Genomic DNA, 15889 nt, shown 5'->3' on the forward strand with positions numbered 1-15889 from the left:
ATCCGGGAATTACTTTTCTTACCGGTCGGCGGTAAGCGCGGTCGTCAATGCGGCTGCCGTGCTCCGCGTCGCGTCCATGAATTCCTCGCGTTCCGCTCGGGTCGTCGCGGCGCGCAGCGGTCCCAGCTGCACTTCGTATGCGGCGGCGCCGCTCGCATCGAAAACCGGCGCCGCGAGATAACTCAGCGGCAAGACTTCCTCCGAATCCAGTTCGGCTCTGGTGAAGGGCCGCGAGGTGAGCGCGGCGAGCTGGCGAAGCGCGCGAGTGCGCAGATGAGGTTGCAGCAGTTCGGATCCCACCGCGCCGAGCAGATCCACGAGCAGATCGACCATCCCCGCGTCGTCGGCGCGGGGCCGGAAGACGGCCACCCCACGCTCGCGGACCAGCGCCAGCAGCGCACCGGCCATCCGTTGATCCGTTTCTGCGGCCGTGCGCAGCCAAATGTTCTGCTCGTTCGCCGGCCGCCACGGCATCACGCTGGCGCCGGCCGGGAACTGCAGCGGAATGCGATGTCCCACCGGGATTCCGGGAACGACGCGGTCGACGCCGTGCCGCACGTCGAGCACCGTCAGCCGGTCGGGTTCGATGCGGCTGAACGTGGCGCCGTACCCGGTCCGGGCGGCGAGACCGGCGAGCAGGCCGCCGACGCCGTGCGGGAGGGCGGCGCCGTGCAGACCGGCCAGCGCAGGCCCGATGCCGTAGCCGCGGGCAGGGTCGCGAACCACCCAGCCGGCCGCGTCCAGTTCGCTGAGGATCGCGGTCGCGGTGGCACGGGCGATGCCGAGACGTTCGGCGATGCCCGCGACGCTGATCGGCTCCCCGGAGGCCGCCAGCAACGACACGATTTCGACGACGCGACGCGTCGGTGGCGACGCCGATCGATCCGGCATGTCCGCAACCCCTTGTCCCGCTCGGGTGAGCGACCTACGATGACGAATATTAGATTACATGCTGTCGAATATTCGTCACCAGCGTAGGGAGCGCGAATGATTCTGGATCGGTTCCGAATCGACGATCGGGTCGCCATAGTCACCGGTGCGGGCCGCGGTCTCGGCGCGGCCATTGCGGTGGCGTTCGCGGAGGCGGGGGCGGATGTCGTCATCGCCGCACGGACCGAGAGCCAGCTCGAGGAGGTGGCCGCGCGCGTGGCCGCCGCGGGGCGACAGGCTCACGTGGTGCCCGCGGACCTGAGCGACGCCGATGCCACGGCGGCTCTCGCCGCGGCGGCGGTCGAACGCTTCGGACGACTGGACATCGTGGTCAACAATGTGGGCGGGGCGCTGCCGTGCCCGCTGCTGGACACGACGCCGCAGGCGCTGACGGACGCGTTCGAGTTCAACGTCACCAACGCGCACGCCCTGGTCCGGGCCGCGGTACCGCGCATGCTCGAAACCGCCGGTGGCGGTTCGATCCTGAACATCACGTCGACCATGGGGCGGCTGCCGGGGCGTGCGTTCGCGGCGTACGGCACCGCCAAGGCCGCCCTCGCCCACTACACCAGGCTCGCCGCACTCGACCTGAACCCGCGTATCCGGGTGAACGCCATCGCGCCGGGGTCGATCCTGACCTCCGCACTGGAGATCGTCGCGGGAAACGACGCCATGCGCACCGAATTGGAATCGAAGACACCGTTGCACCGCATCGGCGAACCCGAGGACATCGCCGCGGCCGCGCTCTATCTGGTGTCGCCCGCGGGCAAGTACCTCACCGGCAAGATCCTCGAGCCCGACGGCGGCTTGATCATGCCGAACCTCGACCTCCCGATCCCGGATCTGTGACATGACATATCGCGTAGTGCAATGGGGCACCGGCAATGTGGGCAGGCATGCTCTGGCCGGCGTGATCGCCCATCCCGAACTGGAACTGACCGGCGTGTGGGTGTCCGGTCCTGCCAAGAGCGGCGTCGATGCGGGGACGCTCGCCGGTCTCGAGCACCCCGTCGGGGTCACCGCCACGACCGACGCGGACGCGTTGCTCGCGTCGCGGCCGGACTGCGTCGTCTACTGCTCCATGACCGACAACCGGCTGTTCGAAGCCGTGCAGGACCTCCAGCGCATCCTCGCCGCCGGAATCAATGTCGTCGCCTGCGCCCCGGTGTTCTTCCAATACCCCTACGGAGTGCTGCCCGACGAGCTGCTGAAACCGGTGCAGGAGGCGGCCGCGCAGGGCAATTCGTCGCTGTGGGTGAACGGTATCGACCCGGGTTTCGCCAACGACCTGCTGCCGCTCGCGCTCGCGGGGACCTGCCTGCGCGTCGACCAGGTGCGCTGCCTGGAGATCGTGGACTACGCCAGCTACGACAACCGGGCGGTCATGTTCGACATCATGGGCTTCGGCAAGCCCGTCGACGAGATCCCCATGCTGTTGCAGCCCGGGGTGCTGTCGCTCGCCTGGGGCGGCACGGTCCGTCAGCTCGCCGCCGGGATCGGCGTCACCCTCGACGCCGTCACCCAGTCCTACGAGCGCATCCCGGCGCCGGAGTCGTTCGACATCGCGACCGGGCACATCGCCGAGGGAACCGCGGCGGCATTGCGTTTCGAAGTCCGGGGCATGGTCGGGGACGTGCCGGTCACGGTGCTCGAGCACGTGACCCGGCTGCGCCCCGACCTGTGCCCGGACTGGCCACAGCCGGCGCACCCCGAGGGCTCCTACCGGGTCGAGATCACGGGCGAGCCCGATTACGCGCTGGACCTGGTGACCTCGAGCCGCAACGGGGATCACAACTACGCGACCGTCCTGGCGACTGGCTTGCGCATAGTCAACGCCGTTCCCGCCGTTGTCGCCGCCCCCGCCGGAATCCTCACCGCACTGGATCTACCGCTGATCACCGCTCCCGCGCACCGCCCTGGCCGGTGACCGACGTCGCGGCCCCGAGGCGCGCGCGTGTCCGGCCTGCCCTGATCACCGACCGGTGACGAGGTCCCCGCGCTGAGCAATCGGCAGCGGCCCTTCGAGTTTCGGCTCCGGCCCGGCTCATTGTCCGGCCGTGCGGCCACGCGGCTGCGGCCCAGGATCCGGTCCTGGTCGCAGACCGGTGACGTGCGGGGCTATTTCTCGTGGGGCGCGGCGCGCGGTGCGGACAGCGCCTGCTCGAGGTATTCGGCGGGCTCGACGCTCCGGCCGTGGTCGAAGACCGGCGGGGCGGTAGCACGGCTACGCGGCATATCGCACTGAATTACGCCCGCTTGATCTCCGACCCGGCGGTGCGGTGCACTGCCGCCGCACTCCGGCCCCAGTCTCGGACCAGTGGCTCGGTCGCGTCCCGCTACGGCTTGCCGCGCTGGAGGCTCGCCTCGATCTCTGACCGGCCGGGCGGTACACGGCTGCCGCGGGGCTATCGGGCGCGCAGTGCGGACAGTGCCCGCTCGACGTCATCGGCGCTGTTGTAGAGGTGGAAGGCGAACCGCAACCCGCCGCCACGCGCGGAGGCGATCACTTCGGCCTCGGCGAGCCGGGCCGCCAGGTCCGCAGCGCCGGGCACGGAGACGATCGGCGAGCGCGCGTCGACGGGCTCCAAGCCCAGGTCGCGCAGGCCGTCGCGGAAGCGGTCGGCGAGTTCGAGGTCGTGCGCGCCGATCTTCTCGACGGTGAGTTCCTCGATCAGCGACAGTCCGGCCAGCGCCGCCACGACGCCGAGCCAGTCCGGTGTCGTGTCGAACCGCCGTGCCGTCGCGGGCAGTGCGACCGGGCGGTAGAGCTCGGCCCAGCGGTCCTCGGCGGCGTACCAGCTCGAGCCCACCGGACGCAGCTGCGGGACGAGGTCGGGCGGGGTGGCGAGGAATGCGACGCTGCGTGCGCCGATCAACCATTTGAAGGTGGCGCACACCCAGTAGTCCGCGTCGGTGAAGCGCAGTGGCAGCCATCCCGCGGCCTGGGTGGCGTCCACCAGCAGGCGAGCGCCGTTGGTCCGGGTCACCGCGCGCAGTTCGGCCAGATCGGTGACGCGGCCGTCCGCGGACTGGACCACACTCATGGCCACCAGCGCGGTCTCCGGCCGCACCTGCGCGGCCAGCTCCCGCAAGGGCACGAAGCGCACGACGAGGTCGTCCTGGTACACGAAAGGCATGGACACGGAGGAGAATTCGCCTTCCGGCAGCAGGACCTCCGCGCCGGGTGGCAGTGCGGTGGCCACGGGGGCGATGAGTCCCGCGACACCACTGCCGAGCGCGATGTCGTCGGCGGTCGCGCCGTCGAGCAGCCGGGCGAACCCGGCGCGCAGGCCGGGTGCCAGTCGATCCACCTCGGTTGTCGGCGCACCGCGGCCGGACGCCCAGCTCGCACTCGCGTCGCGCACCGCGGCCAGTGCCCTGGCGGACGGCAGACCGAAGGACGCGGTGTTCAGGTAGGTGGTTTCGGGAGTGAACTCGTCAGGCGCAAGGGAGGGCATGCTCGCAGCATCCGCCGGACCGCGCCGGGCCGTCCAGCGCCACCGGGCCGATAGTGGACCGATTTCGGCGCCCCGGAGGTCACTTCTCCGGTGCCCACATGTTGGACAGCAGTTGGAAGCTGGGCGTGTCGGCCAGCGACTGCATGGATTCGTAGATGCGGCGGTAGCCGGTGGAGGCGATGCGCCATTTGCCGTCGGCGTCGCGGCGGTAGGTGTCGGTGTAATAACCGGCACCGCGGATCAGGACCCCGTACTCGGTGGCGATGACGGTGTCCTCGAAGGCCCAGGATCCTGTGGCAGTCGCGCCGTCGACGCTGATCTCCGGGTGGTTGGCGATGTGCACGGAGACGATCGAGGGGCCGAGGTTCTCCCGCATGAACGCCGTGATGGCGTCGCGGCCGTCCAGGTGCAGCGGCTCGCCCATGGCGTGCGTACCGTAGCGGCCTTCCGCGTCGACGGCGAGGGTGTCGGCGAAATCGTCCCAGTCTTTGAGGTCGAGGCTCCGGAAGTAGCGGTACTTCAGCTGGCGGACGGCTTCGATGGCGTCGAGATCCATCTGTCGAGCCTGGCACGCGCGGTCGCCACAGACAAGAACGTGTTCTATTTTGCTGGCGATCGGCGTCGAACAGCGGATGATCGCGTCCTCCGGAAGGCGAGTTCGGACGCAGGTGCGCGGCCGACGGTCACGGGCGGGGTGTCGAACCAGTTCGACCGGGTACCCGTAGGACAGGAGTTGTCGTAGGGCTACGACAGCGCCTCAGGTACCGATCTCGTCACGACCAGGGGAATCTTGCGATGACCGACCGCCCTGCCACTCCCGGCACGAACCAGCAGACCCCGCTCGACCAGGAACTCGCCTTGAAAGCGGCCGCGCAGCGCTTGGAGGACGAATTCGACGGCGTCGCCAGCGAAGCCGCGATCGAGGATCATCTGCACTCGTCCTACGATCATGTCGCCGACCACGCCACCGTCGTGAACTACCTGCCGCTGCTGGCCGAGCGGTACACCCGCGAGTGGCTGTTCACCCTCGCGGATTCCGCGCACGGGTCGCCCTAGTGGCCTCTAAGCTCTACGCGAGTACGCGTGGAGGTTGGCAATGACGGTCGAGGTGATGACCGATCCCGAGCCGGGGGAGTTATGGACCGGATCTGGACAGGCAGCACGGCCGGGTCGGCCCCCGGTATCGATGATCGAGCGGATGACGCTGATACTGGAGGCTTTCGACGGCGTCACGCCGACGCTCACCCTCGTCGAACTGGCCGAGCGCACCGGGTTGCCGCGTTCCACCGTGCACCGCATTCTCGACCAGTTGATCCGGCTGCGCTGGCTGGCGCACGCGCCCGGCGGCTACCGGCTCGGTCTGCGCACGCTGGAGCTGGGCGGACTTGCCGCCGAGCACAACGAGATCCGTGACGCGGTGAGTCCGCTGCTGCACGATCTGTGTCAGCAGACCGGAATGGTCGGGCACCTCGGTGTGCTGGACGGGCGCGACGTGTTGTATCTGGACAAGGTCGGCGGCCGGTTCGCCGCGAGCGTGCCCACCCGGCTCGGCGGCCGGATGCCCGCGCACAGTACGGCTTTGGGCAAGGCGCTGCTGGCCACGTTGGACCCGAGCATCGTGGAAGCATCCTTCCGGGACCACCTGCCGCAACTGACCTCACGCACTCTCACAAACCGGACCGAACTGCATCGGGAACTCGGGCGCATCCGCAATCGCCAGGGAGTCGCCGTCGACAACGAGGAGTGCGTACCCGGTCTCGCCTGCGTGGCCGTGCCGATTCGCGGGCGCGGCGCCGCGGTGGCCGCGGTGTCGCTGTCGGGCCGCACCGGTTCCGAGACAGTGATGCCGGACACCGCTCGGCTGGCCCGCGCGCTGGCCGAAGTGGCCCAGGAGGCGGGACGAAACCTCTTCCCCCGGCACGCGCGCAGGCGCTGACCGCACCGTGGGCGCGGTCGTCTCGCCCGAGCCGCGCCGGATCATTTCCGACCAGCCGGTGCCGTCGCCGGGTGGCGAGGCCGAAATTAGCGGCGTGCTTGCTGAATTGCGCGTCTTTCACAGTGAAGAATTTTCGTTCGCGCTGCGCCCGGGCGGTGGGGCTGCTTTCCTGGTGAGGTCAGGATGGACAGTCCGCGAGCAGGCGAGCCGGAGTCGGGGAAGCGATGCACCGGGTACCGATCCAAGAGCGGCCATTCCGTTCCGAGTGGCTGTGGTTCGCCGCAGGCGTGCTGGCCACCGTCGCGGTGGGCGTCTGGCTGGTGCGGCCGTCGGCGCCCACCTGCGTCGCGGCGAGTCCTCTGCACGAGGCGTCCTCGCCGTCCCGATATCCGGTGACCGCCATGACATTCGCGCCGATCGGACCGGAGACATCCGCCGAAGCGCGCTACTTCGTGCTCGGCAAGCAGGTGTCGTGCTCCTTTCCCGAGCTGCCGCCGGACGGGTTCTATGCCGGGCTGTCCACCCCCGACTTCGGGCGCGCCGACCTGTGTGGGGCGTATCTGGACATCGCGGGTCCGCGCGGGTCGGTCCGGGCACTGGTGGTCGACCACTGCCCGGCATGCGGTCCGGGGCAGCTCGATCTGAGCGCTGCGGCGTTCGAACGGATCGCCGATGCCGACGAAGGGGTGGCGCGGGTCGGCTATCGCCTGGTCCGCGACCCGCAACCGGCGGAGGAGCTGACCTACGAGGTGAAGCAGGATTCCTCCGCGTCCTGGTTCGGCCTCCTGTTCGGCGGCACCGGAAATCCATTGCGTGAGGTTGCTGTTCGACCCGCCGCGGGCGGTCCGTGGCGACCGCTCACCCGGCGGGCGGACAACTATTGGACCCTCTCCGGCGCCGGGCCGGGCCCGTTCACCGCGCGCGTGACCGATGTCTACGGCAACGAGGCCGAGATCACCGATGTCACGGTGGAGCCGGGGCGGTACGCGGCACGGACTCGGCTCTACTCAGGCGCTCCGTCGTTCACCTCCGCGCCGGTCCTCGCCACCTCGGCCGGGACCGGCGCGGTCGCCTCCCGGTGCGAGCGGTAGCGGTCAGGCGAGTTCCGCCGCCAGCGCACGCCCGGCGGCCCGGCCCGAGAAGATGCATCCGCCGAGGAAGGTGCCTTCCAGCGCGTTGTATCCGTGCACGCCGCCCCCGCCGAACCCGGCGACTTCACCCGCGGCGTACAGACCAGGGAACGCGGTGCCGTCCGGCCGGATCACCTGGGAATTCAGGTCGGTCTGCAAGCCGCCCAGGGTTTTGCGGGTGAGGATGTTGAGCCGTACGGCGATCAGCGGGCCCGCGGCCGGATCGAGAATCCGGTGCGGTTTGGCGACCCGGCCCGCCTTGTCGCCCAGGTACCGGCGCGCGTTGGCGATCGCCATCAGCTGGCTGTCCTTGCTGTACTTGTTCGTCAGTTCGCGGTCCCGCGCGACGATCTGGCGTTCCAGATCGTCATAGTCCAGCCGGGGGCCGCGAGCGATCTTGTTCATGCCCTCGACCAGTTCACGCAGCGTATCCGCCACGACGAAATCGACACCGTGCTGTTTGAACGCCTCGACCGGCCCCGGTGCGCCCTTGGCGACGCGGCTTTTCAGCGTGAGCTTGAGGTCCTTGCCGGTGATGTCCGGGTTCTGCTCGGAGCCCGACAGCGCGAACTCTTTCTCGATGATCGACTGGGTGAGCACGAACCACGAATAGTCGTAACCGGTCTTCAGGATCTCCTTCATCGTCGAGTTGGTGTCGAATCCGGGGAAACACGGTGCGGGCAGGCGTTTTCCGTTCGCGTCGAGCCACATCGAGGACGGTCCGGGGATGATCCGGATCGCGTGATCGGGCCAGATCGGGTCCCAGTTGACGATGCCTTCGGTGTAGTGCCACATGCGGTCCCGGTTGACGATGGCGCCGCCCGCGGTCTCGGTGATGGCGAGCATTCGGCCGTCGACATGCGCGGGCACGCCGGAGATCATGGTCTCCGGGCACGGTCCTAGTCGCTGGGTGGGCCAGTTGCGCCGGATCAGCTCGTGGTTGTGGCCGATTCCGCCGGAGGCCACGATAACGGCCTTGGCGCGCAACTCGAATTCGCCCACCTCGGTCCGCGACGAGGCACGTCCCCGGTCCAGATCGGTGTCCTCGAGCACCGCGCCGCGCACGCCGACCACCGCGTCGTTCTCCACGATCAATTCGTCCACCCGATGGCGGAAGCCGAATCGGACCAGTCCGCGCCGCTCGCCATCGAGGACCGGCTCGGCGAAGACCCGGACCACCTCGGGGCCGGTGCCCCAGGTGAGATGGAAGCGCGGCACCGAGTTGCCGTGTCCGTCGGCGCGGTCGCCGCCGCGCTCGGCCCAGCCGACCAGCGGCGTCACCCGCAGGCCGAGTTCGCGCAGGTACTCCCGCTTCTCGGTGGCCGCGAACCGCACATAGGCCCGCGCCCACTGCCTGGCCCACTTGTCCTCGTCGTCGCGGTCGAACCCGGCCGAGCCGAGCCAGTCCTGCAAGGCCAGATCGTAGGAGTCCTTGATGCCGAGGCGCCGCTGCTCCGGGCTGTCGACGAAGAAGAGCCCGCCCAGCGACCAGAACGCCTGACCGCCGAGATTGTTGCGATTCTCCTGGTCGAGCACGTGCACCGTGCGACCGGCCTTGACCAGTTCGTGCGTGGCGACCAGGCCGGCCAGCCCGGCGCCGACGACGAGGACGTCCGCCTCCGGCGTCACCTCGGAACTGCTGTGGGACATGTTCATCCTTCGGTTGCGGTGCTGTAGGCCAGCACGACGTGGTGGAACAGTTCGGTGCGGCGCTCGCGCGCGGCACGGCTGTCCGGCTCCATCAGGACCTGCACGCTGGTCCCGTCGTGGACGGCGATGAGCGCTTGGCCGAACGCCTCCGGGTCCGGCACGGTGCGGCCGCCGCGGGCGAGCGCCGCGACGATGGTGGGCATGAGGGCCGCGACGATGGCTTCCTCGCGGGCGGCCATCACCCGGCGCAGCGCCGGGGTGCGCAGGGCGTGCGCGGTGAATTCGGCGGTGATCCGGTACCAGCCCTCGTCGACCGGCACCGCCCGTTCCAGTCGCCGGACCGCGGCGCGCACGTCATCGGCGCCGTCGGCGGCGATCTCGTCGAGGATGGCGCTCGCCTCGGTGAGCATCGCCGTCGAGCGCTGTTCCCACATGGCCAGGAACAGCTCGTCCAGCGAGCTGAAGTTCGAGTAGAACGCCCCGCGGGTGAATCCGGCGCGCTCGCACACCCGCTCCACGGTGGCGCGCCCGAAGCCTTCCTCGGCGAACGCGTCGTAGGCCGCGGTCAGCAGCCGGTTCCTGGTTTCGGCGCGGCGGCGGGTGACCCGGGCGGGTGCGGCCTGCGCGGCATCGGACGCCATCGGGCACCTCCTCGGTTCGGCCTCGACCAGGCATCGGATACAGAAATGTACTCGATACAGAAACGTATCAGAAGTCGGTGGGCGGCGTGGCCGAATCCGCCGAGTAGGGTGATTCCGGCGCACCCGGCCCCGCCGGGATGCCCGGTCCGTGTCGATCCGATCGGAGCGAGGTGATCCGACGATGAGCCAGATCCGCGGCGGTAGCGCTTCGATGCGATGCTGGCGGGTGCGCAGGCCGGGCCCGATCGATGGCGGCCCGTTGCACGCGGAGCGAACCTCCGTCCCGGAACCCGGTCCCGGCGAGTTGGTGGTGCGTGTACTGGCCTGCGGCGTGTGCCGGACCGACCTGCACGTGACCGAAGGCGATCTTCCGGTGCACCGGGCCGGAGTGGTGCCGGGGCACGAGGTCGTCGGCGAGGTCGTCACGGTCGGGCATGGTGCGGAGGGGGAGGGTTTCGCGGTGGGGGACCGGGTGGGCATCGCCTGGCTGCGGCACACGTGCGGGGAGTGCAAGTTCTGCCTGCGCGGCGCGGAGAACCTCTGCCCGCATTCGGCCTACACCGGCTGGGACGCCGACGGTGGTTACGCCGAATTCGCTTGTGTTCCTGCGGCATACGCATTGCGCTTGCCCGCGGGATACTCGGATGCCGACACCGCCCCCTTGCTGTGCGCGGGCATCATCGGGTACCGGGCGCTGCTGCGGGCCGCCGTTCCACCGGGCGGTCGGCTGGGAATCTACGGCTTCGGCGGCAGTGCCCACATCGCCGCCCAGGTGGCCGCCGCGCAAGGAGCGCAGGTGCACGTGATGACCCGGGATCCGGCGGCGCGGGAACTCGCGACCGCGCTCGGCGCCGCGTCGGTGCAGGGCGCCGCGGATCCGCCTCCGGTGCTGCTGGATTCGGCGATCCTGTTCGCGCCGGTCGGTGAGCTGGTGCCGCCCGCGCTCGCGGCGCTCGATCGCGGCGGGATCCTCGCCGTCGCGGGTATTCATCTCAGCGACATTCCCGCGCTGAACTATCAGCGGCATCTGTTCCAGGAAAGGGAGATTCGATCGGTCACCGCGAACACCCGTGCCGACGCACGCGAATTCCTGGCTTTCGCCGGCGAGCACCGGATACATCTGACCACGCACGGGTACTCCCTGGACATGGCCGATCGGGCGCTGATCGACCTCGCGCACGGACGATTCACGGGCGCAGCGGTTCTCGTACCGTAAAGCTCCGGAGAACACGATTCGGCGCTGACTCGGTATCGGTCGGGTGGAGTTCCTTGACGGCCTCCGGGGCCGTTCTTACCTTCGCGGATATAGCCGAGTAATTGTCACCGACAAGTGTCGCTCGGCTGTCTCACAACGGCGTGAGTAGGTGAGTACGATGGCCAACCGGAAGGTAATTCACTTCGAAAAGTGGCGTGTAGTAGAGGCATTCGCTGTGCTACTGCTCGTCGCGGGGTTCGGGGCTGTGACGGGATTGCACGCATGGGCGACGTCCTGCGCGGCGGTCGACGTGGTCGTCGCCCGGGGCACCCACGAACCCGGATATCTGGGTGCGGTGGTGGGCGACCCGCTCTACGACGCACTGTGGCGAGCACTTCCGGTCGATTCGCAGGCATATCGGGTGGACTACCCCGCAGACCTGCTCGACACGTCCTCGATCGGCCGCGGCACCCAGGACATGACCGCCCATGTGCTGTGGCAAGCGGCGCGGTGCCCGGATCAGCGGTTCGTCCTGGTCGGCTTCTCGCAGGGGGCCGTTGTGACGCACGGGGTGCTCGGCACCGGCATCGTGACCGCGCTCGGTGGCATCCGCACCCTGCCCGCGGATCTGGAATCCCGCGTGGCGGCGGTGCTGTTGTTCGGTGATCCGATCCGGCTGGTCGGCTGGTCGGTGCCGGAGCAATACGCCTGGCGGACCGGAAACTACTGCGCGAGTGGTGATCCGGTGTGCGAGGGGGGCATCCGTCCGGCCGCGCACACCGACTACCGCTGGGCCATGTGGCCCGCCGTGGAGTTCGCGGTGTACCGGATGTGACCGCGCGGGACCGGGAACCGCGGGAGTGGGGCCGACCGAGGTCGGCCCCACTCAGCTGTGCGGAGCTACCAGTGCAAGCCCGGGACCATACGAGCGACGCGCGCCGCGGGGGTCGGCAGCGCCATGAGCGGCATGATCACCGGGGCCAGCGCGGACAGCGCGCCGCCGCCGGTCGCGGGCGCGGTGGCGGGCGACGGATCGGCCGCACGGCGCTCCGCGTCGCCCCGCGCGGCGCGGGACTCGCCGAACATGCGGTAGCCCTGGTGCATGATCTGACGCTTCACCGACGGCATCAGCAATTCCACCGCCTGGGCGAAGGTGCCGACCGGCGTGTCGATGCGATGCGGCCGGTCCTCGAGCGCACGCACCACGATCGCGGCGGCCTGCTCCGGATCGGGCACCGGAAGCGAACGGTACAGGTCGGTCGGCGCGATCATCGGGGTCCGCACCAGCGGCATCCGCACCGAGGTGAACGTGATCCCGGCATCCCGGTTCTCCACCGCCGCGATCTCGCTGAAGTTGTCCAGCGCCGACTTGCTCGCCACGTAGGCGGCGAATCGGGGCACCTTGGTCTGCACCGCGATCGAGGAGATGTTCACCACGTGCCCGAAGCGGCGCGCCCGCATCGACGGCAGCAGTCCGAGGATCAGCCGCACGGCGCCGAAGTAGTTCACCGCCATGGTGCGCTCGAAATCGTGCATCCGGTCGGTGGAGTTGAGCACCGAGCGGCGGATCGAGCGGCCCGCGTTGTTCACCAGGTAGTCGACGTGGCCGTGGTCGTCGAGCACGCACTGCACGAGCTTCTCGACCGCTTCGGCGTCGGTGATGTCGCACGGATAGGTATGCGCGACACCGCCTTCGGCGCGCACCGCGTCGGCGGCGGCCGCCAGGTCGTCGTGCCCGCGGGCGACCATCAGGACCGTGGCGCCGCGCCGGGCGACGGCGTGCGCGGTGGCCAGCCCGATACCGGAGGACGCGCCGGTGATCAGCACGACCCGTCCGGCGAGCGGGTCACCGGTGATGGACACGCGTCCGCGCTGCGGGTCGAGGTGGTCGCGCCAGTACTGCCACAGCCGCTCGGCGTAGCTGTCGAACGACGGCACCGTCAGGCCGCAACCGCGCAGCTGGGCGCGGGTGGAGTCGCTGATGAACTCCGCGGAGAACGAGGTGTGTGGAGCGACTTCGACCGGGATGCCCACCTGCTCGAGCAGGAAATCGCGCACAGCGGTGAGGCCGGGGATCTGCGCGAGCCCGCTGAGCGCCAATGCGCTGCCCGGCACCGTGCCGACACCGGTCGGGGCGCCCGCCGCGGCGGCAAGCGCGCGATACACCTCGCCGAAGGGCTGCGGCTCCGGGTTGACCAGGTGGAAGGTGCGTCCGTCCAGGCCGGGGCGGCGGATCAGCTCCGCCATGGCGGCCGAGACATAGTCCACCGGAACGATATTCGTGGCGCCGAGGTCGGGGAGCGGCAACGGCAGCTCGGACGGCAGCGCGGCCAGCCGCGCGATCGCGCCGAAGAAGTAGTAGGGGCCGTCGATCTTGTCCATCTCGCCGGTGCGGGAATCGCCCACGATGATCGCGGGGCGATAGACCCGCCAGCGCACGCCGCGCGACTCGCGGACGAGCTTCTCGGCGGCGAACTTGGTGCGGTGATACGGCGAGGTCAGCCGCTGCCCGAGGTCGAAGTCCTCCTCGAAGAACTTGCCCTTGTGGTCGCCTGCCACGGCCACCGAGGAGACGTGGTGCAGCACCGCGCCCAGCTCGCGGGCCAGGGCCAGCACCGAGCGCGTGCCGGTGACGTTCGCCGCGTGCGCGGTGTCCTCGTCGGCGGTCATGTCGTAGACGGCGCCCAGGTGGACCACGTGGTCGGCCCGCGGCGCCTCGCACGCCAATCCCAGGCCCTCGGCGGTGAGATCGCCGATGAGCGCGAAGACCCGCTCGGCGCCGCGCCAGCCCGCCGCGATGTCGGTGAATTTCGCCAGCGACGTCTCACGCACCAGCACGTGGACGATCGCGTCGGCGTCGCGATCCAGCAGGTCCTGCACGACCCGCCTGCCCAAGAATCCGGTTCCGCCCGTCACGATGTAAGTGGCCATCGCACTCTCCTGCTGCTTACTCGAACCATGTTGTCGCACAAGTCATCCGGCATGCGGCAATGGATGCGGACAGCGTTGATTCGGCCCCCAGCGACAGACGTCGGGCCGAAAGTAGGAACACCTTCGTCCTGACTTATTACTGAAGAGTAATGGAGCGCGCGCTTCCCCGGCAAGCGATCATGGGCCGTGTGGCCTGTGGGGCTGATCACCGTCCGTGCAGGTCAAACGGTATGTGTTACAGAGATTTCCAGTTACTCGCGTTCTGGTCGAGTGTCCAGCAACTTTATGGCGTCCCGCTGCGGCTACTTCTTCTCGACCCGTGCGGACGGGGCTTGCAGCGGGGGCTTGTCACGCAGGAACGTCTCGAAGGCGTCCAGGTCGGTCGGGCCCACCGCGGTGTCGGCGCCCTCGGTGAAGACGGTGAATCCGTCGCCGCCCGAAGCGAGGAAGTTGTTGGTCGTCACGCGATAGGCGGCGACCGGGTCGAGCGGTTGCCCGCCGATACGGACGCTGCCCGCGATCACCTTCGCGCCTGCGGGAGCGGTATCGGAATAGGCGTAACCGATGCCCGCGAGGGACAGGATCGTCGGTTTTTCGGGGTGGGTCCATTGCTGTTCCAGCAGGTGAAGGATCTGGCTGCCGGTGAGCGTGAGCGTGACGACTTGGTTGCCGAACGGCTGGACGGTGAAGAGATCGCCGTAGGTGATCGGTCCCTGTTTCAGATCGGCGCGCACGCCGCCGGGGTTCATGAAGGCGGCCACGGCGGCGGCCGAGCCCGCGGTGACCGACAGCATGGAATCGGCGATCACGTCGCCCAGCGGTGAGGTGCCCCCCGGGTTCGGGTCGTGCGGCAGGGTGGCCGCGGTCGCGCCGACTACGCGGCCCGCGCGAGGCCGGGACTGCTCGGTGTAGAAATCGATCAGCGCGGTCGTCGGGGCGTCGGGTGTCACCTCGCGGGTCACCACTCGGTTGACCGCCGACGCTTGCACGCCGTCGGGGCCGAAACGCAGCGTGACGTCGGTGATGAGCCGTCCGTAGGACGATGCCTGGGTGATGACCCTGCCCCCGGCGGTGCACACGTAGGGCTGGTGGCTGTGCGCGGTGAACAGCGCCCGGACCGCGGGGTCGATCCGCTCGGCCAGCCCGGTCACGTTCGGGGTGACGTTCGCGCAGCCGTTGTAGTCCAGTGGTGCGTCCTGTTCGGGCCGCTGGGAGCCGCCGTCGTGCGTCAGCGCCACGATCGCCTCCGCGCCCGCCGCTCTCATCTCCGGCACGTAGCGGTTGATCGCGGCGGCTTGGTCGCCGAACAGATAGCCCCGGATGCCCTCGGGCAGAACGATATTCGCGGTGTCGGGTGTGACGGTGCCGACGACGCCGATCCGGTGCCCGCCCACCTCCAGCAGGGTCCACGGGCGCAGTGCGGGTGGCAGGTTGCCCTGCGCGTCGGTGACGTTCGCGGCCAGGTAGGGGAATTTCGCGCCGGTGAACGGAGCGCCGGGAGAACAGCCGTCCCACGCGCACCCGCCCTGCTGCAAACGCGTCAATTCTCGTACACCGTCGTCGAATTCGTGATTGCCGACCGCGGAGGCGGCCACTCCCACGTTGCCGAGGAAGTCGATCGTCGGCTCGTCGTGGAACAGGCTGGAGACCAGCGGGCTCGCCCCGATGTTGTCCCCGGCCGCCAGTACGGCGCTGGACGGATAGGCGGCCTTCAGTCGTGCCAGATGGGTTGCGAGATAGGCGGCTCCGCCCGCGTCGTATCTGCCGATCTTCCCGTTGGACCCGCTCGGCGGCTGGAGGTTTCCGTGCAGATCGTTGAAGCCGAACAGGTGCACCTCGTCCGGCTGCGCGGGGCGCAGATCGTTCGTCGAGATCAGGGGCACGATCTGTGCCGCCGTCGACGAACCGGGCCCGGCGCCGGGGTCGGATGTCGTGGCACAACCCTCCACCAGACCGACGCCGACAAGACCGGCTAGAACCACGGCGATGCGACGGCGCGCTCTCATACCATGACTGTC

14 protein-coding genes are annotated in these 15889 nt (G+C 69.4%); 7 read left to right on the plus strand and 7 right to left on the minus strand.

All coding sequences use genetic code 11. The features are described 5' to 3' along the window. Positions 1-18: 18 nt before the first annotated feature. Positions 19-891 (minus strand): helix-turn-helix domain-containing protein, encoded by an 873-nt coding sequence (locus tag NG1_RS27470; protein ID WP_062975557.1) that lies wholly within the window; start codon positions 889-891, stop codon positions 19-21. Between the two features lie 96 nt (positions 892-987). Here NG1_RS27470 and NG1_RS27475 point away from each other — a divergent pair, with 96 nt between their 5' ends. Further along, positions 988-1779: an SDR family oxidoreductase gene (locus NG1_RS27475; RefSeq protein WP_062975560.1), complete on the plus strand. Its 792-nt coding sequence runs from the start codon at positions 988-990 to the stop codon at positions 1777-1779. A 1-nt stretch (position 1780) separates the two neighbouring features. Beyond that, the gene (locus NG1_RS27480) at positions 1781-2857 is read left to right on the plus strand and encodes an NAD(P)H-dependent amine dehydrogenase family protein (protein WP_062975562.1); all 1077 of its coding nucleotides are present in this window, start codon (positions 1781-1783) and stop codon (positions 2855-2857) included. A 478-nt stretch (positions 2858-3335) separates the two neighbouring features. Here the strand turns inward: NG1_RS27480 and NG1_RS27485 are convergent, their stop codons facing one another. Both NG1_RS27485 and NG1_RS27490 read right to left on the minus strand, forming a co-directional pair. Continuing rightward, positions 3336-4388 (minus strand): aminotransferase class V-fold PLP-dependent enzyme, encoded by a 1053-nt coding sequence (locus NG1_RS27485; RefSeq protein ID WP_062975564.1) that lies wholly within the window; start codon positions 4386-4388, stop codon positions 3336-3338. A gap of 79 nt (positions 4389-4467) precedes the next feature. Further along, positions 4468-4944 carry a nuclear transport factor 2 family protein gene (locus NG1_RS27490; protein ID WP_062975566.1) on the minus strand — a complete coding sequence of 159 codons (477 nt, stop codon included), beginning with the start codon at positions 4942-4944 and terminating at the stop codon, positions 4468-4470. A gap of 239 nt (positions 4945-5183) precedes the next feature. On the opposite strand from NG1_RS27490, the gene NG1_RS27495 reads away from it, so the two are divergent. From NG1_RS27495 to NG1_RS27505, 3 genes are all read left to right on the plus strand, one after another. Beyond that, on the plus strand, positions 5184-5444 hold the full coding sequence (locus NG1_RS27495) for a three-helix bundle dimerization domain-containing protein (RefSeq protein ID WP_062975568.1): 261 nt from the start codon (positions 5184-5186) through the stop codon (positions 5442-5444). 142 nt (positions 5445-5586) lie between these two features. Beyond that, positions 5587-6324: an IclR family transcriptional regulator gene (locus NG1_RS27500; RefSeq protein WP_309247339.1), complete on the plus strand. Its 738-nt coding sequence runs from the start codon at positions 5587-5589 to the stop codon at positions 6322-6324. Between the two features lie 224 nt (positions 6325-6548). Then, positions 6549-7415: an expansin EXLX1 family cellulose-binding protein gene (locus NG1_RS27505; protein WP_062975571.1), complete on the plus strand. Its 867-nt coding sequence runs from the start codon at positions 6549-6551 to the stop codon at positions 7413-7415. Positions 7416-7418: 3 nt separating this feature from the next. Here NG1_RS27505 and NG1_RS27510 read toward each other — a convergent pair whose 3' ends face one another. Together NG1_RS27510 and NG1_RS27515 are read right to left on the minus strand one after the other, a co-directional pair. After that, positions 7419-9104, minus strand: a complete 1686-nt coding sequence (locus NG1_RS27510) for an FAD-binding dehydrogenase (protein WP_373686201.1) — start codon at positions 9102-9104, stop codon at positions 7419-7421. A 2-nt stretch (positions 9105-9106) separates the two neighbouring features. Continuing rightward, positions 9107-9745: a TetR/AcrR family transcriptional regulator gene (locus NG1_RS27515; protein WP_062975573.1), complete on the minus strand. Its 639-nt coding sequence runs from the start codon at positions 9743-9745 to the stop codon at positions 9107-9109. A 211-nt stretch (positions 9746-9956) separates the two neighbouring features. Between NG1_RS27515 and NG1_RS27520 the strand changes: the two genes are divergently transcribed. Further along, a complete protein-coding gene (locus tag NG1_RS27520; RefSeq protein WP_062975643.1) occupies positions 9957-10961 on the plus strand; it encodes a zinc-binding alcohol dehydrogenase family protein in 1005 nt (334 codons plus the stop codon). A gap of 244 nt (positions 10962-11205) precedes the next feature. Further along, positions 11206-11775 carry a cutinase family protein gene (locus NG1_RS27525; protein WP_245660084.1) on the plus strand — a complete coding sequence of 190 codons (570 nt, stop codon included), beginning with the start codon at positions 11206-11208 and terminating at the stop codon, positions 11773-11775. A 65-nt stretch (positions 11776-11840) separates the two neighbouring features. Here the strand turns inward: NG1_RS27525 and NG1_RS27530 are convergent, their stop codons facing one another. Together NG1_RS27530 and NG1_RS27535 are read right to left on the minus strand one after the other, a co-directional pair. Further along, positions 11841-13871 carry an SDR family oxidoreductase gene (locus NG1_RS27530; RefSeq protein WP_062975577.1) on the minus strand — a complete coding sequence of 677 codons (2031 nt, stop codon included), beginning with the start codon at positions 13869-13871 and terminating at the stop codon, positions 11841-11843. 302 nt (positions 13872-14173) lie between these two features. Beyond that, on the minus strand, positions 14174-15877 hold the full coding sequence (locus tag NG1_RS27535; protein ID WP_084499230.1) for a bifunctional metallophosphatase/5'-nucleotidase: 1704 nt from the start codon (positions 15875-15877) through the stop codon (positions 14174-14176). Positions 15878-15889 lie beyond the last annotated feature (12 nt).

The organism is Nocardia gamkensis NBRC 108242 (assembly GCF_001612985.1).
GTDB classification, from domain to species: domain Bacteria; phylum Actinomycetota; class Actinomycetes; order Mycobacteriales; family Mycobacteriaceae; genus Nocardia; species Nocardia gamkensis.